The 15,562-nt window shown below is 71.3% G+C and carries 16 protein-coding genes; 4 read left to right on the top strand and 12 right to left on the bottom strand.

Annotated elements, in window-relative coordinates; genetic code table 11:
• Window positions 1-578 precede the first annotated feature (578 nt).
• Entirely contained in the window at window positions 579-1,613 is a 1,035-nt protein-coding gene (trpS, locus tag ACIQHQ_RS31875; RefSeq protein ID WP_402618596.1) for a tryptophan--tRNA ligase, read from the top strand.
• Between the two features lie 46 nt (window positions 1,614-1,659).
• On the opposite strand, the gene proC is transcribed toward trpS, so the two are convergent.
• The 5 genes from proC to ACIQHQ_RS31900 all read right to left on the bottom strand — a co-directional run bounded on the left by proC (window position 1,660) and on the right by ACIQHQ_RS31900 (window position 5,895).
• Entirely contained in the window at window positions 1,660-2,472 is an 813-nt protein-coding gene (gene proC, locus ACIQHQ_RS31880) for a pyrroline-5-carboxylate reductase (RefSeq protein WP_402618599.1), read from the bottom strand.
• 110 nt (window positions 2,473-2,582) lie between these two features.
• A complete protein-coding gene (locus ACIQHQ_RS31885; RefSeq protein ID WP_402618602.1) occupies window positions 2,583-3,362 on the bottom strand; it encodes an ABC transporter permease in 780 nt (259 codons plus the stop codon).
• On the bottom strand, window positions 3,359-4,180 hold the full coding sequence (locus ACIQHQ_RS31890) for an ABC transporter ATP-binding protein (RefSeq protein ID WP_402618605.1): 822 nt from the start codon (window positions 4,178-4,180) through the stop codon (window positions 3,359-3,361). Before ACIQHQ_RS31890 ends, ACIQHQ_RS31885 begins: the two co-directional genes overlap by 4 nt.
• A gap of 60 nt (window positions 4,181-4,240) precedes the next feature.
• Window positions 4,241-5,068 (bottom strand): class I SAM-dependent methyltransferase, encoded by an 828-nt coding sequence (locus ACIQHQ_RS31895; protein WP_402618607.1) that lies wholly within the window; start codon window positions 5,066-5,068, stop codon window positions 4,241-4,243.
• A gap of 233 nt (window positions 5,069-5,301) precedes the next feature.
• Window positions 5,302-5,895, bottom strand: a complete 594-nt coding sequence (locus tag ACIQHQ_RS31900; protein WP_402618609.1) for a dihydrofolate reductase family protein — start codon at window positions 5,893-5,895, stop codon at window positions 5,302-5,304.
• 71 nt (window positions 5,896-5,966) lie between these two features.
• Here ACIQHQ_RS31900 and ACIQHQ_RS31905 point away from each other — a divergent pair, with 71 nt between their 5' ends.
• Window positions 5,967-6,545, top strand: a complete 579-nt coding sequence (locus ACIQHQ_RS31905) for a TetR/AcrR family transcriptional regulator (RefSeq protein WP_402618612.1) — start codon at window positions 5,967-5,969, stop codon at window positions 6,543-6,545.
• A 60-nt stretch (window positions 6,546-6,605) separates the two neighbouring features.
• Here ACIQHQ_RS31905 and ACIQHQ_RS31910 read toward each other — a convergent pair whose 3' ends face one another.
• The 3 genes from ACIQHQ_RS31910 to ACIQHQ_RS31920 are packed head-to-tail and all read right to left on the bottom strand — an operon-like array spanning window position 6,606 to window position 7,852.
• Window positions 6,606-7,118: an EamA/RhaT family transporter gene (locus ACIQHQ_RS31910; protein WP_402618615.1), complete on the bottom strand. Its 513-nt coding sequence runs from the start codon at window positions 7,116-7,118 to the stop codon at window positions 6,606-6,608.
• A gap of 43 nt (window positions 7,119-7,161) precedes the next feature.
• A complete protein-coding gene (locus ACIQHQ_RS31915) occupies window positions 7,162-7,473 on the bottom strand; it encodes a hypothetical protein (protein ID WP_402618618.1) in 312 nt (103 codons plus the stop codon).
• A gap of 58 nt (window positions 7,474-7,531) precedes the next feature.
• On the bottom strand, window positions 7,532-7,852 hold the full coding sequence (locus ACIQHQ_RS31920) for an SH3 domain-containing protein (protein ID WP_402618621.1): 321 nt from the start codon (window positions 7,850-7,852) through the stop codon (window positions 7,532-7,534).
• A 181-nt stretch (window positions 7,853-8,033) separates the two neighbouring features.
• Here ACIQHQ_RS31920 and ACIQHQ_RS31925 point away from each other — a divergent pair, with 181 nt between their 5' ends.
• Complete coding sequence (locus ACIQHQ_RS31925) at window positions 8,034-10,160, top strand: serine/threonine-protein kinase (protein WP_402618624.1); 2,127 nt, start codon at window positions 8,034-8,036, stop codon at window positions 10,158-10,160.
• A gap of 64 nt (window positions 10,161-10,224) precedes the next feature.
• Here the strand turns inward: ACIQHQ_RS31925 and ilvD are convergent, their stop codons facing one another.
• From ilvD to ACIQHQ_RS31945, 4 genes are all read right to left on the bottom strand, one after another.
• Window positions 10,225-12,078, bottom strand: coding sequence for a dihydroxy-acid dehydratase (gene ilvD / locus ACIQHQ_RS31930; protein WP_402618627.1), 1,854 nt, complete (start codon window positions 12,076-12,078; stop codon window positions 10,225-10,227).
• Between the two features lie 141 nt (window positions 12,079-12,219).
• Entirely contained in the window at window positions 12,220-12,852 is a 633-nt protein-coding gene (locus ACIQHQ_RS31935) for a TetR family transcriptional regulator (protein WP_402618630.1), read from the bottom strand.
• A complete protein-coding gene (locus ACIQHQ_RS31940) occupies window positions 12,849-13,673 on the bottom strand; it encodes a sugar phosphate isomerase/epimerase family protein (protein WP_402618633.1) in 825 nt (274 codons plus the stop codon). Before ACIQHQ_RS31940 ends, ACIQHQ_RS31935 begins: the two co-directional genes overlap by 4 nt.
• Window positions 13,674-13,755: 82 nt before the next feature.
• Window positions 13,756-14,688, bottom strand: coding sequence for a Ppx/GppA family phosphatase (locus ACIQHQ_RS31945; protein WP_402618636.1), 933 nt, complete (start codon window positions 14,686-14,688; stop codon window positions 13,756-13,758).
• 71 nt (window positions 14,689-14,759) lie between these two features.
• Between ACIQHQ_RS31945 and ACIQHQ_RS31950 the strand changes: the two genes are divergently transcribed.
• Window positions 14,760-15,557 (top strand): hypothetical protein, encoded by a 798-nt coding sequence (locus ACIQHQ_RS31950; RefSeq protein ID WP_402618639.1) that lies wholly within the window; start codon window positions 14,760-14,762, stop codon window positions 15,555-15,557.
• Window positions 15,558-15,562: the final 5 nt, after the last annotated feature.

Genomic DNA, 15,562 nt, shown 5'->3' on the forward strand with positions numbered 1-15,562 from the left:
ATCTTTTCTCGACCCGATTTCCTCGGTGCTTTCCAGGTTTCCGCTTTCGCGTTTCCCTTTCCGGCGGTTCCGACTCTATCAGATCCTTTCGGGCCCGATCCTCAGTCGGCGGGGTTTGTCTTCGCGGCTGTTGGGCCGTTCCGACGAGTGAGACTTTAGCGGATTCCCAGGCTCCCGAGCCAATCGGGGGTCTCGTCCTTTCGAACGTGGATTCCTCATTCCGTAAATACACACGCCAATGAAACGACGACAGACGTACTGCACGTCGAATAGTGGTTGGTACCTGCGGATTGGCTGCCCGGGGACCGACCGGGGTCGGCGCTCACGTCGGGCAACTCGGAGAACAGTACGGACGGGGTCTGAGCGTGTCAACTCAAGGGCGGACGGCACTCCGGGGGCGTACTCTGAGCCGCATGACGACGCGTACGTGCACCCAGCTGTGGTGGGCCGCCTGACGGCGGCCGTCCCCACGTATGCACGCGACGGCCGCCGCTTCGGCGGCCGTTTTCGTTTCTCCCTCCGGCACTACGGAGGGGCGGCCGCCCGAAGGCGGCGGTCCCGACCTAGGAGGAGGAGAGATGACACGGGTCTTCAGCGGGGTCAAGCCGACGGGACATCTGACGCTGGGGAACTACCTGGGGGCCATGCGGCGGTGGGCCGCGGTCGATCAGCACGAGGCCGACGCCTTGTTCTGCGTCGTCGATCTGCACGCCCTGACCGTGGACCACGATCCCGCGCGGGTGCGCAGGCTGAGCCGGCAGTCGGCGACGCTGCTGCTGGCGGCCGGACTGGATCCGGAGCTCTGCACGGTGTTCGTGCAGAGCCATGTGGACGAGCACGCCCGGCTGTCGTACGTACTGGAATGCGTGGCCACCGACGGTGAGATGCGGCGGATGATCCAGTACAAGGAGAAGGCCGCGCGGGAGCAGCGGCGGGGCGGGAGTGTGCGGCTGTCGCTGCTGACGTATCCCGTGCTGATGGCGGCGGACATCCTGGCGTACGGGGCCGACGAGGTGCCGGTGGGGGACGACCAGGTGCAGCACGTCGAGCTGACGCGGGATCTGGCGGTGCGGTTCAACCAGCGGTACGGGCATACGTTCGTGGTTCCGCAGGCCACGCGGCCGTCGGTGGCGGCGCGGGTGATGAATCTGCAGGATCCGGCGTCGAAGATGGGCAAGAGCGATGACGTCGGGCCCGGCATCGTCTACTTGCTGGACGAGCCGGACGTGGTGCGCAAGAAGGTGATGCGGGCCGTGACCGACAGCGGGCGGGAGGTCGTGTACGACCGGGAGGCCCGGCCGGGGCTCGCCAACCTGCTGGAAATCCTCGCGGCCTGCACGGGCGGGGAGCCCGAATCGTTGAGTGGTGCGTACACGTCGTACGGGGCCCTGAAGAAGGATGCCGCGGAGGCCGTGGTCGAGGTGCTCCGGCCCCTGCGGGTCAGGCACCAGGAGTTGTGCGCCGATCCCGGTTATGTGGAGGGGGTGCTGCGGGACGGTGCGGAGCGGGCCCGGGGGATGGCCCGGCCGACGGTGGATGCCGCGTATCGCGCGATCGGGCTGCTGCCCGCCCTTACGGAGGCGGCCGGTGCCGGGGCCGGGGCGGCGGTGTGAGATGACGTCGCCGCGGGGGGGCGAGAACGGGCCCGCCCCCCGGTGGTCAGCTGTTGTTTCCGGAGGCCAGGGCGCGGCTGCGGTCGCGGGCGGCTTCGAGTGCGGCGATGAGGGCGGCCCGTACGCCGTGGTTCTCGAGTTCGCGGATGGCGTTGATCGTCGTGCCGGCGGGGGACGTGACGTTCTCGCGCAGCTTGACCGGGTGTTCGCCGCTGTCGCGGAGCATCGTCGCGGCGCCGATGGCGGACTGGACGATCAGGTCGTGGGCCTTGTCGCGGGGCAGACCGAGGAGGATGCCGGCGTCGGTCATGGCTTCGACCAGGTAGAAGAAGTAGGCCGGGCCGGAGCCGGACAGGGCGGTGCAGGCGTCCTGCTGGGACTCGGGGACGCGGAGCGTCTTGCCGACGGCGCCGAAGATCTCCTCGGTGTGGGCGAGGTGGTCGGCGGTGGCGTGGGTGCCGGCGGAGATGACGGACATCGCCTCGTCGACGAGTGCGGGGGTGTTCGTCATGACGCGGACGACCGGGGTGCCGGGGGCGAGGCGTTCCTCGAAGTAGGCCGTGGGGATGCCGGCGGCGCCGCTGATGACCAGACGGTCGGCGGGAACGTGGGGGGCGAGCTCGTCGAGCAGCGTGCCCATGTCCTGCGGTTTGACCGTGAGGATCAGGGTGTCGGCGGTCTTGGCGGCTTCGGGGTTGGTGACCGGGGTGACGCCGTAGCGGGTGCGGAGTTCCTCGGCTCGTTCCGGGCGGCGGGCGGTGACCAGGAGGTCGGCCGGGGTCCAGCCGGCCCGGATCACTCCGCTGAGCAGGGCTTCGCCGATCTTGCCGGTGCCGAGGACTGCGACTTTCTGGGTCATGGCTTTCGGTGCCCTCCGGGGGTTGCGTCGTCCGGTTCATCCTCGCACTCGGGGGTGCCGGGTGCGGGTCGTGTCCGGTGGGCGGGATGTGGGCGTCCTCGCCTGGTGATCTACGCCGTCCGGCGCCTGAGGGTCGCGGCGCCCAGGGTCAGGACCAAAAGCGCGCAGCCCGCGACGATCAGGACGTCGCGGACGAACGTGGCGGTCATGTCCGTGTGGCGGAGGACCTCGTTCATGCCGTCGACGGCGTAGGACATGGGGAGGACGTCGGAGAGGGCCTCCAGGGCCGGGTGCATGTTGTCGCGCGGGGTGAACAGGCCGCACAGGAGGAGCTGGGGGAAGATCACCGCCGGCATGAACTGGACCGCCTGGAATTCCGAGGCCGCGAAGGCCGAGACGAAGAGGCCGAGGGCCGTGCCGAGGAGGGCGTCGAGGAGGGCCACCAGGAGGAGGAGCCAGGGGCTGCCGGTGACGTCGAGGCCGAGGAACCAGACCGCGAGGCCCGTGGCCAGGGCGGACTGGATGATCGCCAGGGTGCCGAAGGCGAGGGCGTAGCCGGCGATCAGGTCGCCCTTGCCGAGGGGCATGGCGAGGAGGCGTTCGAGGGTGCCCGAGGTGCGTTCGCGCAGGGTGGCGATGGACGTCACCAGGAACATCGTGATCAGCGGGAAGATCCCGAGGAGGGACGCGCCGATGCTGTCGAAGGTGCGAGGGCTGCCGTCGAAGACGTAGCGCAGCAGGAACAGCATCAGGCAGGGGATGAGGATCAGCAGCGCGATGGTGCGGGGATCGTGGGTGAGCTGGCGCAGGACCCGGGCGGCGGTGGCGCCGGTGCGGGAGGCGCTCAGGCCCTTCGGTGGGGTGGCCGGCCTGGTGGCGGTGGTGGTCATCGGGTCGTCTCCTTGGTGCGGTCCGCCGCTGCTGCCTCGTCGACCAGGTGGAGGAAGGCCTCCTCGACCGTGGCGGCGCCGGTGCGGGCCCGCAGGGCGTCGGGGGTTTCGTCGGCGAGGAGTTGGCCGTCGCGCATGAGGAGGAGGCGGTGGCAGCGTTCGGCCTCGTCCATGACGTGGGAGGAGACGAGGATCGTCGCGCCGCGGTCGGTCGCGATGTCGTGGAAGAGGTTCCACAGGTCGCGGCGCAGGACCGGGTCGAGTCCGACGGTCGGTTCGTCGAGGACCAGGAGTTCGGGGGTGCCGAGGAGTGCGACGGCCAGGGAGACGCGGTTGCGCTGGCCGCCGGAGAGGTTTCCGGCGAGGGCGTCGGCGTGGGTGGTGAGGTCGACGTCGGCTATCGCGCGGGTGACGTCGGCGTCGCGGCGATCGGCGGAGGTGCGGCCGGGGTGGAGGATCGCGGCGAAGTAGTCGAGGTTCTGGCGGACGGTCAGGTCGTCGTAGACGGAGGGGGCCTGGGTGACGTAGCCGATGCGGGTGCGCAGGGCGGGGTGGCCGGCGGGGTGGCCGAGGACGTCGAGGGTGCCGGTGACCTTGGCCTGGGTGCCGACCAGGGCGCGCATCAGGGTCGACTTGCCGCAGCCGGAGGGGCCGAGGACTCCGGTGATCCGGCCCCGGGGGACGGTGAAGCCGAGGTCGCGCAGGACCGTGCGGGGGCCGCGGACGACGGTGAGGTTCCCGGCGTGGACGGCCGGCGTGTCCGGGTACGGGCGCGTGTCCGGGCCCGGGCGTGGCGAGCCGGGAGCATTATTCATCATGTGATGAATAATGCTCCCGGGGGTCGGACGCGTCAAGCGGCCGCGGCGGTCGGGTGCGCCTCAGGCCGGGGTTTTCGCGTGGAGGAGGACGACCTCGTAGACCTCCTCCACGAAGCCGTCCGGGAAGGCGCTCAGGAGGAGCTCGCGCTCCGCCGCCAGGAACGCCGCGGTGTGTTCGGGGGCGTGCACCAGGAAGACGGAGTGGCTGCCGATGTTGGCGAGGTGCGTGTCGACCGGGACGTGACGGCTCCAGCGGACCGTGCGGCGGGTGAAGTCGAGCAGGCCGGTCGGGTCGGCTGCGCGGGCGTTGACGTTGCGCTTCTCGGCAAAGACATCGATCCCGAAGTGGCGGCCGGTGCGGGCGGCGGCCTCGGCGATCCAGGGGACGTCGAGGGCGTCGGTGTTCCACCACAGGGCGAGGGCGCCGCCGGGGCGCAGAACGCGCAGGGCCTCCGGGACGGCGCGGGCGGGGTCGGTCCAGTGCCAGGCCTGGGCGTAGGTGACGAGGTCGACGGAGGCGTCGGCGAGGGGGAGGTCGTCTCCCGTGCCGCGGATGATCGGGATGCCGGGCAGGGTGCGGCGGAACTGGGCCGCCATGCCGTCGCCGGGTTCCACGGCGACGACGCTCGCGCCTCGCGCGTGGAGGAGGGCGGTGGCGATGCCGGTGCCGGCACCGATGTCCGCGACGCGGGCGCCGGTGAGGGGGCGGCCGGTCAGGTCTTCTATCGCGTCGAAGAGGGCCGGGGGGTAGGAGGGGCGGTTGGCCGCGTACTGGGCTGCGGCGGCGTTGAAGGAGTGGGCTCGGGCGGCTCGGGCGGGGTGGCCGGCTGGGGGTTCGGTGGTGAGGTCGGCTCCGGTGGGGTGGTCGGCGGAGGGAGGTGTGGTCATACCGCCATCGTCGCCGGGGGTGGAGTGCGGTGCGGTGAGATTTCGGTGAGATCGGCGGGGGTTGGGCGCGGGTGGTTCGGCTCCGCTGGGGGGCCGGGCCGTTTCGGCGATCGACACGTCCGGCCGGACGTGTCGTGGCGGACGACCAGCACCAGGCCGTGTCGTCCGGACGAAGAGCGCCGTCGGCCACCTCACCTCGGTGTCCGTTCGAGGGAGAGCCTGGATTCCTGCCTCTAGCGGCGGGCGAGGCGCGTGAGGGTGACGCCGCTGGGGAAAGCGGTGCGCTCGGCGACATCGAAGACGGTGGGGTCGAAAGCGCCGTCGAAGGCCGGTATCCCGGCGCCGGCGACCACCGGGTAGTGCTTGACGACCAGCTCGTCGATCTCGGGCAGGAGGGCGCCGGCGAGCTTGCCACCGCCGCAGAGCCAGACGTGCAAGCCGGTGCCCTGCTCCCGCTTGAGCTCGCGGACGAGAGCGAGCGGGTCGCCCGGAACGACGGTGACGGCCGGGTCGACGTCGGGGTCGAGCGTGCTGGACACCACGTACTGGCGCAGGTGCGCGTAGGGGCTGGTGATCCCCTGGTCGAGGGCTGGGCGGTAGGCGCCGAGGCCCATGACGACGGTGTCGAAATGCCGGCGGGGTGCGTCGGCGAGGCCGACGGCGGCGCGGTGGGCGGTCGGCACGGTCTCGGGGTAGAGGGCGTTGGCCCAGGCGAGGTAGGCGGCGCTCTGCTGTTCGTCACCGGTGGGGAAGAAGTCGTACTCGCCGCCGGGGCCGGCGATACGGCCGTCGAGTGTGACGGCGATGTAGTACACGAGCTTTCGCATCTCTGGTAACTCCATACGTAGTACTCTCCTTGAAGTAGTTTGAAGGTAGTACTACAACTGGAGTGGTGTCAATGGTGCGACGGAACGACCAACGGCGCGCGGCGCTCGTCGACGGGGCGATCGAGGTACTGGCCAGAGAGGGCGCACGGGGTCTGACGTTCCGGGCGGTGGACGCCGAGGCCGCCGTACCGGCCGGGACCGCGTCCAACTACTTCGCCAGCCGGGACGACCTGCTCACCCAGGCCGGTGCCCGTGTCTACGAGCGGCTCCAGCCCGACGACGCGACGATCGCGCGCCAGCAGGCGGCCGGCCGCGACCGGGAGACCTACGCCGTACTCATGCGGGAACTGGTCGGCCGCGTCGCCGCCTTCCGCACCGGCTATCTCGCCCTGCTCGAACTGCGCCTCGAGGCCACCCGCCGACCCGAACTGCGCAGGGTCCTCACCGAGCGGGTCCGCGCCGACGTGGAGGCCAACGTCGCCTACCACGAGGCGTCCGGGCTCCCCGGCGACGCCATGGCCGTCAAACTGCTCATTCTGACCCTGAACTGGCTGATCGTCGAGCAACTCACGCTGCCGGACGTCTTCACCGAGGCGGAGCGCGAAGAACTGGTGACGGCGGCGGTCGAGCGCATCGTGGCGGCACACTAGGCGGCCGGGGCCCCTGGGCGCGCTGCGCGGGAGGCGGGCCGGCTGCGGTACGTCAAAGGGTTATGCGCTGCGGCGGTTCTTCGGGTTGCCCGAGCGACGGGTCGTGCGCTTCTCGTACTGCCCCCGGGCCTTTTCGTACTCCTCGCGGTGGAGCTTCTCTCCGGGCGCCTCGATGAGGGAGCGGAAGAAGTAGGCGAGGAGGGAGCCGACGAAGCCCACGGTCAGCAGACCGCGCAGGGATGCCTGGCGGTCGGGGTCGTGGCGGCGGGTGAAGCCGTCCCAGGTGTGGCGGAAGGCCATCGCGCTGCAGATCGCGAACATCGCGACCATGAGGACCGTGACGAAGCCGCCGATCGCGGCGATCTGGAGGCCCTGGTAGGCGAGGCGGAGCACGAGGCAGGAGACGGCCGCGGCGGCGAGGGAGCCGACGGCCACGGCGGTACGGCGCGCGGTGTAGCCGTTGTCGTGGTCCAGCCAGGTCGTGCCGAAGAAACGCAAGGGCTCGGGGCGGGGCCCGCGGCCCTCGGCCTTGGAGCCCGCGGGGGTGGCTGGGGTGGTGTCGGCTGCACTCACGGGTCGATTATGCCTCCCTGCCGGGCCGCGGGCTCCGGGCGGCTCAGCCGCAACGCGAGGCCATGTAGCCGTCGCTGCCCGTCTTCACGTAAGCGTCCGCGACGAACTCGCCGTTGCTGATGTCGTCCCAGATGTTCGACGTGCCGTACGTGCCGGTGACGGTGGTCCCGGGGGTCTGGCAGTAGATCGGCACCTGGGCGCCCACCGGAAGGTAGCGGACGCCGTAGGAGGTGCCGGGGCCGGTGCGGACGGCGAGGCTGACGCCCGGCGCGACCGGGTAGTAGCGCACGGCCGCGGTGGCCTCCGCGGTGGCCGCGCCCACCATGAGGAGGGCTCCGGTAAGCCCGGCGAGCATCACGGATCTGCGTTTCAGGGACGTGGTCGTGAGCAGTCCCGGCGTGGTGGCCGTCGGATCAGGAGCAGCGCGGGCGGACGTAGCCGTCGCTGCCGGTGTTCACATAGGCGTCCGCGACGTACTCGCCGTCGTCGATGTTGTCCCAGATGTTCGAGCTGCCGTACGGACCCGCAACCGTTGTGCCGGGCCTCTGGCAGAAGATGGTGACCCTGGCTCCCTCGGGCAGGACGCGGACGATGGCGTAGCCGGTGCCGGGGCCGCTGCGGACGTTCACGCGGACGCCCGGGGCGACGGCGTACGAGCGCAGGGCCGACGCCGCCATGGTGACGGCCTCTCCCTCGGCTCTTCCTTCGAGTTCCCCGACATGGTCGACAGACATGAAAATTCTCCCCCGTTGAGCCCCATGACTGCCATGGGGTCCCGTTGATTCCCCCGAATCACACCATGAAACACATGTGCGCAACTCGTGCGTGGAGGCTAGCAAGCCGCCTCTGTCCCGTACGAGTCTTCGACTAGGCTCCGTGCGTCGCGCGCGCGGACGAACAGCACGGGGGGGTCCCATGGCGCCACAGCGGAACGCCGGAGCGGGCGCGGAAGCGGAACTTCCCGAATACGCCGGTCACTATCGTCTGGAGTCCTGCCTGGGCTCGGGCGGCATGGGTGTCGTGCATCTGGCCCGGAGCACCTCCGGGATGAAGCTCGCGGTGAAGGTCGTGCACGCCCAGTTCGCCAACGACCCCGACTTCAGGGGGCGTTTCCGGCAGGAGGTGGCGGCGGCGCGAAGGGTGAGCGGCGCCTTCACGGCACCCGTCGTCGACGCCGACCCGGACAGCGAGCGACCCTGGATGGCCACGCTGTTCATCCCGGGGCCGACCTTGTCCGAACAGGTCAAGCGGAACGGCCCCATGGAGCCGGCTCAATTGCGGCGCCTGATGGCGGGGCTGGCCGAGGCGCTACGGGACATCCATCGTGCCGGGGTCGTCCACCGGGACCTGAAACCGAGCAACGTCCTGCTCGCCGATGACGGACCGAAAGTCATCGACTTCGGTATCTCCCGGCCGCTGGACAGCGAACTGCGCACCGAGACCGGAAGGTTGATCGGGACGCCGCCCTTCATGGCACCCGAGCAGTTCCGGCGCCCGCGCGAGGTGGGGCCGGCCGCCGACATCTTCGCGCTCGGGTCGGTGATGGTGCACGCGGCCACGGGACAGGGGCCGTTCGACTCCGACAGCCCGTACATCGTCGCCTACCAGGTGGTGCACGACGAGCCCGACCTGACCGGCGTGCCGGACGAGATCGCGCCGCTGGTACTGCGGTGTCTCGCGAAGGAGCCGGAGAAGCGGCCGACGCCGGACGAGTTGATGCGGGAGCTGCGATCCGTCGCGGCTTCGTACGACACACAGACGTTCATACCGGCTCAGCGGACCGGGGACACCGAAGGTTCCTGGCCGCCCGCCGAAAAACCCGTGCGCGCCGTGGAGGCCGGTCGTGAGGTGGAAGCCGGTCGTGGCAGGGGACGGCGGTTCGGCAGGCGGGTGGTCCTGGGAGCCGGGGCGTTCGGCCTGGCCGTAGTGGGTGCTCTGGCCTCACTCCCACTGCTCGACGGCGTCGGCGGCTCACCACAGCCCGCCTCCCCGCGGACCACGTCCGCCGCGTTCAGCGGGTGGCAGACGACTCCGGCGGCCGGGGACAGCGCACCCCTGTGCTCCCACGGGGCCGGACGGCTGCTCTGCGCCACGTCCGGACTGGTCTTCGCCCTGGATCCGTCCGACGGGCACCTGCTGTGGCGGCACCCCGTCGGCAAGGGGCCCCGGAGGGAACCGCCGGTGCTGGCGGGTGGACTCGTACAGCCCTCGACGGACCAGGGGCGTCGCCTGGAGGCGCTCGATCCGGCCTCGGGCAAGGCGCGCTGGCATCGGGACATGTCCGAGGCCGGCAGTGCGGTGTACGCCGGCGGCATGCTCCTGGTCACCGATGCCGGCGGGAAGGTCACCGGCGTGGACGGTGCCTCCGGTGACCCGCGGTGGAGTCACCGGATCCCCGGCCATGAGGTGCCCTACCTCGCCGCGTTCGCCGGTGACCCGCTGGCGTACGCCGCCAGCGCGTCGGGGGACGGGAAGAGCACCCGGCTCAGCGTGGTGGATCCGCGGACGGGCGACGTGCGGTCGGACGCCCGGCTCGACGGGACGCTGAAGCCCTTCGGCGCGACGGGCGGATCGGTGTTTCTCCTGTCGGTCGACGCGGTGCACGGCGACGCGCGTGCCGTGGTCCGCTACACCCCACGTACGGGTGAGACCCGACGGGTGCCCCTCGCCGTCCCCCTCCAGCAGGCCCATGGCGCCGTGCGCGGGAACCTGGCCTATCTGATGGGGACCGGGGGATCGTTGGTGGCCGTCGATCTCGAGGCGCGTGAGCAGCTGTGGAATCTGGAGACGGGCACGATGCGGGGGTCCACCCCGGTCGCCGATGACCGGCACGTGTACGTGACCGCGTCGGACGGGCGGCTGCTCGCCGTCGACGCGCGGCGCGGGAGGGTCGCCGGGCAGACGTCTCCCCGGCTGGGCGACCGGTCGGACCGGATCCCGGCCGCCCTGCCCGAGCCCGTGATCGTGGGCGCCCGGGTCTACGGCAGTGCGCCGGACGGGACCGTCTTCGCCGTGAACGGGCGCGATCCGGCGGCCTGGTGACCGGCGGGCATGCGCGAGGGCCGCCCCCGGCAGCGCGGGAGATGGCCCTCGGCGTGAGAAGGGGTCACCCCAGCTTCGAAACGTCCCGCACGGCGCCCTTGTCCGCGCTGGTCGCCATCGCCGCGTAGGCCCGCAGCGCCGCCGAGACCTTGCGCTCGCGGTTCTTCGGGGCGTACACGCCGTTCAGCGCCTGCTCACGGCGGGCCAGCTCGGCGTCGTCCACCAGCAGCTCGATGGAACGGTTCGGGATGTCGATGCGGATGCGGTCGCCGTCCTCGACGAGGGCGATGGTGCCGCCCGCGGCCGCCTCGGGCGAGGCGTGGCCGATGGAGAGGCCGGAGGTGCCGCCGGAGAAACGGCCGTCCGTGACCAGCGCGCAGGTCTTCCCGAGGCCGCGGCCCTTCAGGTACGAGGTCGGGTAGAGCATCTCCTGCATACCGGGGCCGCCCTTGGGGCCCTCGTAGCGGATGACGACGACGTCGCCGTCCTTGACCTGCTGGGTGAGGATCTTCTGGACGGCCTCCTCCTGCGACTCGCAGACGACCGCTGGCCCCTCGAAGGTCCAGATGGACTCGTCGACACCGGCCGTCTTCACGACGCAGCCGTCCACGGCCAGGTTGCCCTTGAGGACCGCGAGGCCGCCGTCCTTGGAGTAGGCGTGCTCCGCGGAGCGGATGCAGCCGCCCTCGGCGTCCTCGTCCAGGGCCTCCCAGCGCTCGGACTGGGAGAAGGCCTCGGCGGAGCGGACGCAGCCGGGGGCCGCGTGCCACAGTTCGACGGCCTTCGCGGAGGGGGAACCACCGCGCACGTCCCAGGTCTTGAGCCAGTCGGCGAGGGACGGGCTGTGCACGGAGTGGACGTCCTCGTTGAGCAGGCCGGCCCGGTGCAGCTCGCCGAGCAGGGCGGGGATGCCGCCGGCGCGGTGCACGTCCTCCATGTAGTACGTGCGGTCCTTGGCGACGTTCGGGGCGACCTTGGCGAGGCAGGGCACGCGGCGGGAGACCTCGTTGATCTCCGTGAGGCCGAAGGGGACGCCCGCCTCCTGGGCGGCGGCCAGCAGGTGCAGGATCGTGTTGGTGGAGCCGCCCATGGCGATGTCGAGGGCCATGGCGTTCTCGAAGGCCGCGAAGGACGCCACGCTGCGGGGCAGGACCGTCTCGTCGTCCTGCTCGTAGTAGCGGCGGGTGATGTCCATGACCGTGTTCGCCGCGTCGACGTACAGCTGCTTGCGGGCGGTGTGCGTGGCGAGGACCGAGCCGTTGCCCGGGAGGGACAGGCCGATGGCCTCCGTCAGGCAGTTCATCGAGTTGGCGGTGAACATGCCGGAACAGGAGCCACAGGTCGGACAGGCGTTCTCCTCGATGCGGAGGATGTCCTCGTCCGAGATCTTGTCGTTCACGGCGTCGGAGATCGCGTCGACCAGGTCGAGCGTGCGGACCGTGCCGTCGACGAGCGTGGCGCGGCCGGACTCCATGGGCCCGCCGGAGACGAAGACCGTGGGGATGTTCAGCCGCAGCGCGGCGTTCAGCATGCCCGGGGTGATCTTGTCGCAGTTGGAGATGCAGATCAGGGCGTCGGCGCAGTGTGCCTCGACCATGTACTCCACGCTGTCCGCGATCAGGTCCCGGGAGGGCAGGGAGTAGAGCATGCCGCCGTGGCCCATGGCGATGCCGTCGTCGACGGCGATCGTGTTGAACTCGCGCGGGATCCCGCCGGCCGCGACGACCGCCTCACTGACGATCCGGCCGACCGGCGCCAGGTGCGTGTGCCCCGGCACGAACTCCGTGAAGCTGTTGGCGACCGCGATGATCGGCTTGCGGCCGATGTCCGCACCCGGTACACCGGAGGCGCGCATCAGGGCGCGGGCGCCCGCCATGTTGCGGCCGTGGGTGACTGTGCGGGACCTCAGCTCGGGCATCGTCGCTCGCTCCTTCGACAGACGGCGTCAGAGGATTCGGAGATTTCTGACTGCTACCGAGCGTACGCCCGTCATCCAGGGGGCGGGACGGAGTGTCCGGAATGCGGGATGACCGTCTCGGACGACGGCACCCGGCGGGTCTCACGGATCGGTCAGATGCCCCTGGACGACCGGGGCCAGCCGCGCGATGACCTGCTCCGGGTCCGCCGAGGCCAGCGGCTCGACCTTGATGACGTACCGCAGGATGGCGGTCCCCACGAGCTGGGCGGCCGCCAGCTCGGCCCGCAGCTCGGCGTCCGGCAACTCCAGCCGTACGGCGATGCGGCGCAGCACCTGGGTGGCGACGATCCGCCGGAAGACTGCCGCCGCCGTGTCGTTGGTGAGGGCGGAGCGGACGATGGCGAGCAGGGGCGCGCGGGTCGCCGGGTTCTCCCAGACGCCGAAGAAGAAGCGGGTCAGGCGCTCCCCCACCCCGTCGAGCGGGCCCTCCTCGATGGCCTTGGGTGCCTGGAGGGCCGGCCCGAAGGACTGGGTGACCGCCGCCTCGAAGACCTGCTCCTTGGTGCCGAAGTAGTGGTGCACCAAGGCCGAGTCGACGCCGGCGGACTTGGCGATGGCGCGGACGGACGTCTTCTCGTAACCGCGCTCGGAGAACTCGTCGCGGGCGGCGGTCAGGATGCGCTCGCGGGTGCCGGCCGACTCGGTGCGCGGGGGGCGGCCGCGGCGGCGGGCGGCGGTGCCGGACCCGCCGTCGGCCGGGGGCGGGCCGGTCATCTCCGCGGCACCTTCACGGCCGAGGCCAGGTGCAGGCGGGTGAAGGCCAGGGCCTCCGCCAGGTCGGCCTCGCGCTCCGCGCTCGACATGGCGCGCCGGGTGTTGACCTCGATGACGACGTGCCCGTCGAACCCGGTCAGGGCGAGCCGCTCCAGCACCTCGGCGCAGGGCTGGGTGCCGCGGCCGGGCACCAGGTGCTCGTCCTTGGCGGAGCCCCGGCCGTCGGCGAGGTGGACGTGGCCGAGGCGGTCCCCCATGCGGCCGACCATGTCCAGCGCGTCGGAGCGGGCCGTCGCGGTGTGGCTGAGGTCGATCGTGAAGTGCCGGTAGTCGTCCTTCGTCACGTCCCAGTCGGGGGCGTACGCGAGCATCTCGCGGTCGCGGTAGCGCCAGGGGTACATGTTCTCGACGGCGAACCGTACGTCCGTCTCGTTCGCCATGCGCCAGATGCCGGTGACGAAGTCCCGGGCGTACTGGCGCTGCCAGCGGAACGGGGGGTGGACGACGACCGTGCTCGCGTCGAGCTTCTCGGCGGCCGCGCGGGCCCGCTGGAGCTTGGTCCAGGGGTCGGTGGACCAGACGCGCTGCGTGATGAGCAGACAGGGGGCGTGCACGGCCAGGATCGGGATGCGGTGGTAGTCGCTGAGTCTGCGCAAGGCCTCGATGTCCTGGCTGACCGGGTCGGTCCAGACCATGACCTCGACTCCGTCGTAACCGAGGCGCGCGGCGATCTCGAAGGCCGTGGCCGTCGACTCCGGGTAGACCGAGGCCGTCGACAGGGCGACCTTCGCGTCCGGGATCTTCACGGCTGGCTCTGCCATGCAGGACAGATTACGGGGTGTGGTCGGGGTGAGGTGGGGGTCCTCTTCGCCGTTGTGGTGTTTGCCATAGCGGCTGGGCCCCCTACACGGACTCCATGTGATCCAGGCGACGCAGGATCACGCCCTCCCGCAGCGCCCAGGGGCATATGTCGACGCGCTCCACGCCGAAGAGGTCCATCGCGGCCTCGGCCACCAGTGCGCCCGCCAGGAGCTGGCCGGCCCTGCCCTCCGACACGCCGGGCAGCTCCGCGCGCTCCCGCTCCGTCATGGCGGCCAGGCGCGGAACCCAGCCCTCCAGGGACTCCCGCTTGAGCTCGCGCTGGACGTAGAGGCCCTCGGCGGAGCGGGCCGCGCCGGCGATGCGGGCCAGCTGCTTGAAGGTCTTGGACGTGGCGACGACGTGGTCGGGGGCGCCGAAGCGGCTGAACTCGCCGACCGTGCGGGCGATCTCGGTGCGCACGTGGCGGCGCAGGGCGCGGACGTCGTCCGGGGCGGGCGGATCGCCGGGCAGCCAGCCGGCGGTGAGGCGGCCGGCGCCCAGCGGCAGCGAGGCGGCCGCGTCGGGCTCCTCGTCCATGCCGTAGGCGATCTCCAGGGAGCCGCCGCCGATGTCCAGGACCAGCAGCTTTCCGGCCGACCAGCCGAACCAGCGGCGGGCGGCGAGGAAGGTGAGGCGGGCCTCCTCCTCGCCGGTGAGGACCTGGAGCTCGACGCCGGTCTCGGTGCGCACCCGTGCGAGGACGTCGTCGGCGTTGCCGGCCTCGCGTACGGCGGAGGTGGCGAAGGGGAGCATCTCCTCGACGCCCTTGTCCTCGGCGGCCTGGAGCGCCTCGTGGATGACCGAGACCAGCCGGTCGACGCCGTGCGGGCCGATCGCGCCGTCCTCTTCGAGGAGCTGGGCGAGGCGCAGTTCCGCCTTGTGCGAGTGCGCGGGCAACGGGCACGCGCCGGGATGCGCGTCCACCACGAGCAGATGCACCGTGTTCGATCCCACGTCGAGGACACCGAGTCTCATGGACGGCACGCTACTGCCCGCGGGGCCGTCCGCCGTCCTCGGCGGGGGTACAAGGCCCGTACCCTGGACTCGTGCCAAAGACGAAAAAGGCGAAGCGCGACAAATCACCGGGCCTCGTCCCCGACGAGAAGGGGCTCGACTTCGCTCGCGCGTGGGTGGAGTTCCCTGATCCGTCGGACGACGAGCAGGTCTTCCGCTGCGATCTGACATGGCTGACCTCGCGCTGGAACTGCATCTTCGGCAGCGGCTGCCAGGGCATCCAGGCGGGCCGCGCGGACGACGGGTGCTGCACGCTGGGTGCGCACTTCTCCGACGAGGACGACGAGAAGCGTGTCGCCGGGCATGTGGCCAGGCTCACGCCGGACATCTGGCAGCACCACGCCGAGGGCACACGGGGCGGCTGGGTCTCCGAGGACGAGGACGGCGAGCGGCAGACGCGGCCCTTCCAGGGCTCGTGCATCTTCCAGAACCGGCCCGGCTTCCCGGGCGGCATGGGCTGCTCGCTGCACATCCTCGCCCTGAAGGAGGGCCGCGAGCCGCTGGAGACCAAGCCGGACGTGTGCTGGCAGCTGCCGGTGCGCCGGACGTACGAGTGGATCGACCGGCCCGACGACACCCGCGTCCTGCAGGTGTCGATCGGCGAGTACGACCGCCGGGGCTGGGGACCGGGCGGCCACGACCTGCACTGGTGGTGCACCTCGGCGACCTCGGCGCACGGCGCGGGCGATCCCGTCTACGTCTCCTACCGCCCGGAGCTGATCGAGCTGATGGGCAAGGCCGGCTACGACCGGCTGGTCGAGCTGTGCGAGGAGCGACTGGCCTCCCAGCTGCCGTTGCTGGCCCCGCATCCCGCGGATCCGGTCACCTGAGGCTC

This window comes from Streptomyces sp. NPDC092370 (assembly GCF_044755265.1).
Lineage (GTDB): Bacteria > Actinomycetota > Actinomycetes > Streptomycetales > Streptomycetaceae > Streptomyces.

Excerpts from the sequence above, each read along its gene's own strand:
- trpS (WP_402618596.1), top strand. The coding sequence starts at position 579 with ATGACACGGGTCTTCAGCGGGGTCAAGCCGACGGGACATCTGACGCTG.
- proC (WP_402618599.1), bottom strand. The coding sequence starts at position 2,472 with ATGACCCAGAAAGTCGCAGTCCTCGGCACCGGCAAGATCGGCGAAGCC.
- ACIQHQ_RS31885 (WP_402618602.1), bottom strand. The coding sequence starts at position 3,362 with ATGACCACCACCGCCACCAGGCCGGCCACCCCACCGAAGGGCCTGAGC.
- ACIQHQ_RS31890 (WP_402618605.1), bottom strand. The coding sequence starts at position 4,180 with ATGATGAATAATGCTCCCGGCTCGCCACGCCCGGGCCCGGACACGCGC.
- ACIQHQ_RS31895 (WP_402618607.1), bottom strand. The coding sequence starts at position 5,068 with ATGACCACACCTCCCTCCGCCGACCACCCCACCGGAGCCGACCTCACC.
- ACIQHQ_RS31900 (WP_402618609.1), bottom strand. The coding sequence starts at position 5,895 with ATGCGAAAGCTCGTGTACTACATCGCCGTCACACTCGACGGCCGTATC.
- ACIQHQ_RS31905 (WP_402618612.1), top strand. The coding sequence starts at position 5,967 with ATGGTGCGACGGAACGACCAACGGCGCGCGGCGCTCGTCGACGGGGCG.
- ACIQHQ_RS31915 (WP_402618618.1), bottom strand. The coding sequence starts at position 7,473 with ATGCTCGCCGGGCTTACCGGAGCCCTCCTCATGGTGGGCGCGGCCACC.
- ACIQHQ_RS31920 (WP_402618621.1), bottom strand. The coding sequence starts at position 7,852 with ATGTCTGTCGACCATGTCGGGGAACTCGAAGGAAGAGCCGAGGGAGAG.
- ACIQHQ_RS31925 (WP_402618624.1), top strand. The coding sequence starts at position 8,034 with ATGGCGCCACAGCGGAACGCCGGAGCGGGCGCGGAAGCGGAACTTCCC.
- ilvD (WP_402618627.1), bottom strand. The coding sequence starts at position 12,078 with ATGCCCGAGCTGAGGTCCCGCACAGTCACCCACGGCCGCAACATGGCG.
- ACIQHQ_RS31935 (WP_402618630.1), bottom strand. The coding sequence starts at position 12,852 with ATGACCGGCCCGCCCCCGGCCGACGGCGGGTCCGGCACCGCCGCCCGC.
- ACIQHQ_RS31940 (WP_402618633.1), bottom strand. The coding sequence starts at position 13,673 with ATGGCAGAGCCAGCCGTGAAGATCCCGGACGCGAAGGTCGCCCTGTCG.
- ACIQHQ_RS31945 (WP_402618636.1), bottom strand. The coding sequence starts at position 14,688 with ATGAGACTCGGTGTCCTCGACGTGGGATCGAACACGGTGCATCTGCTC.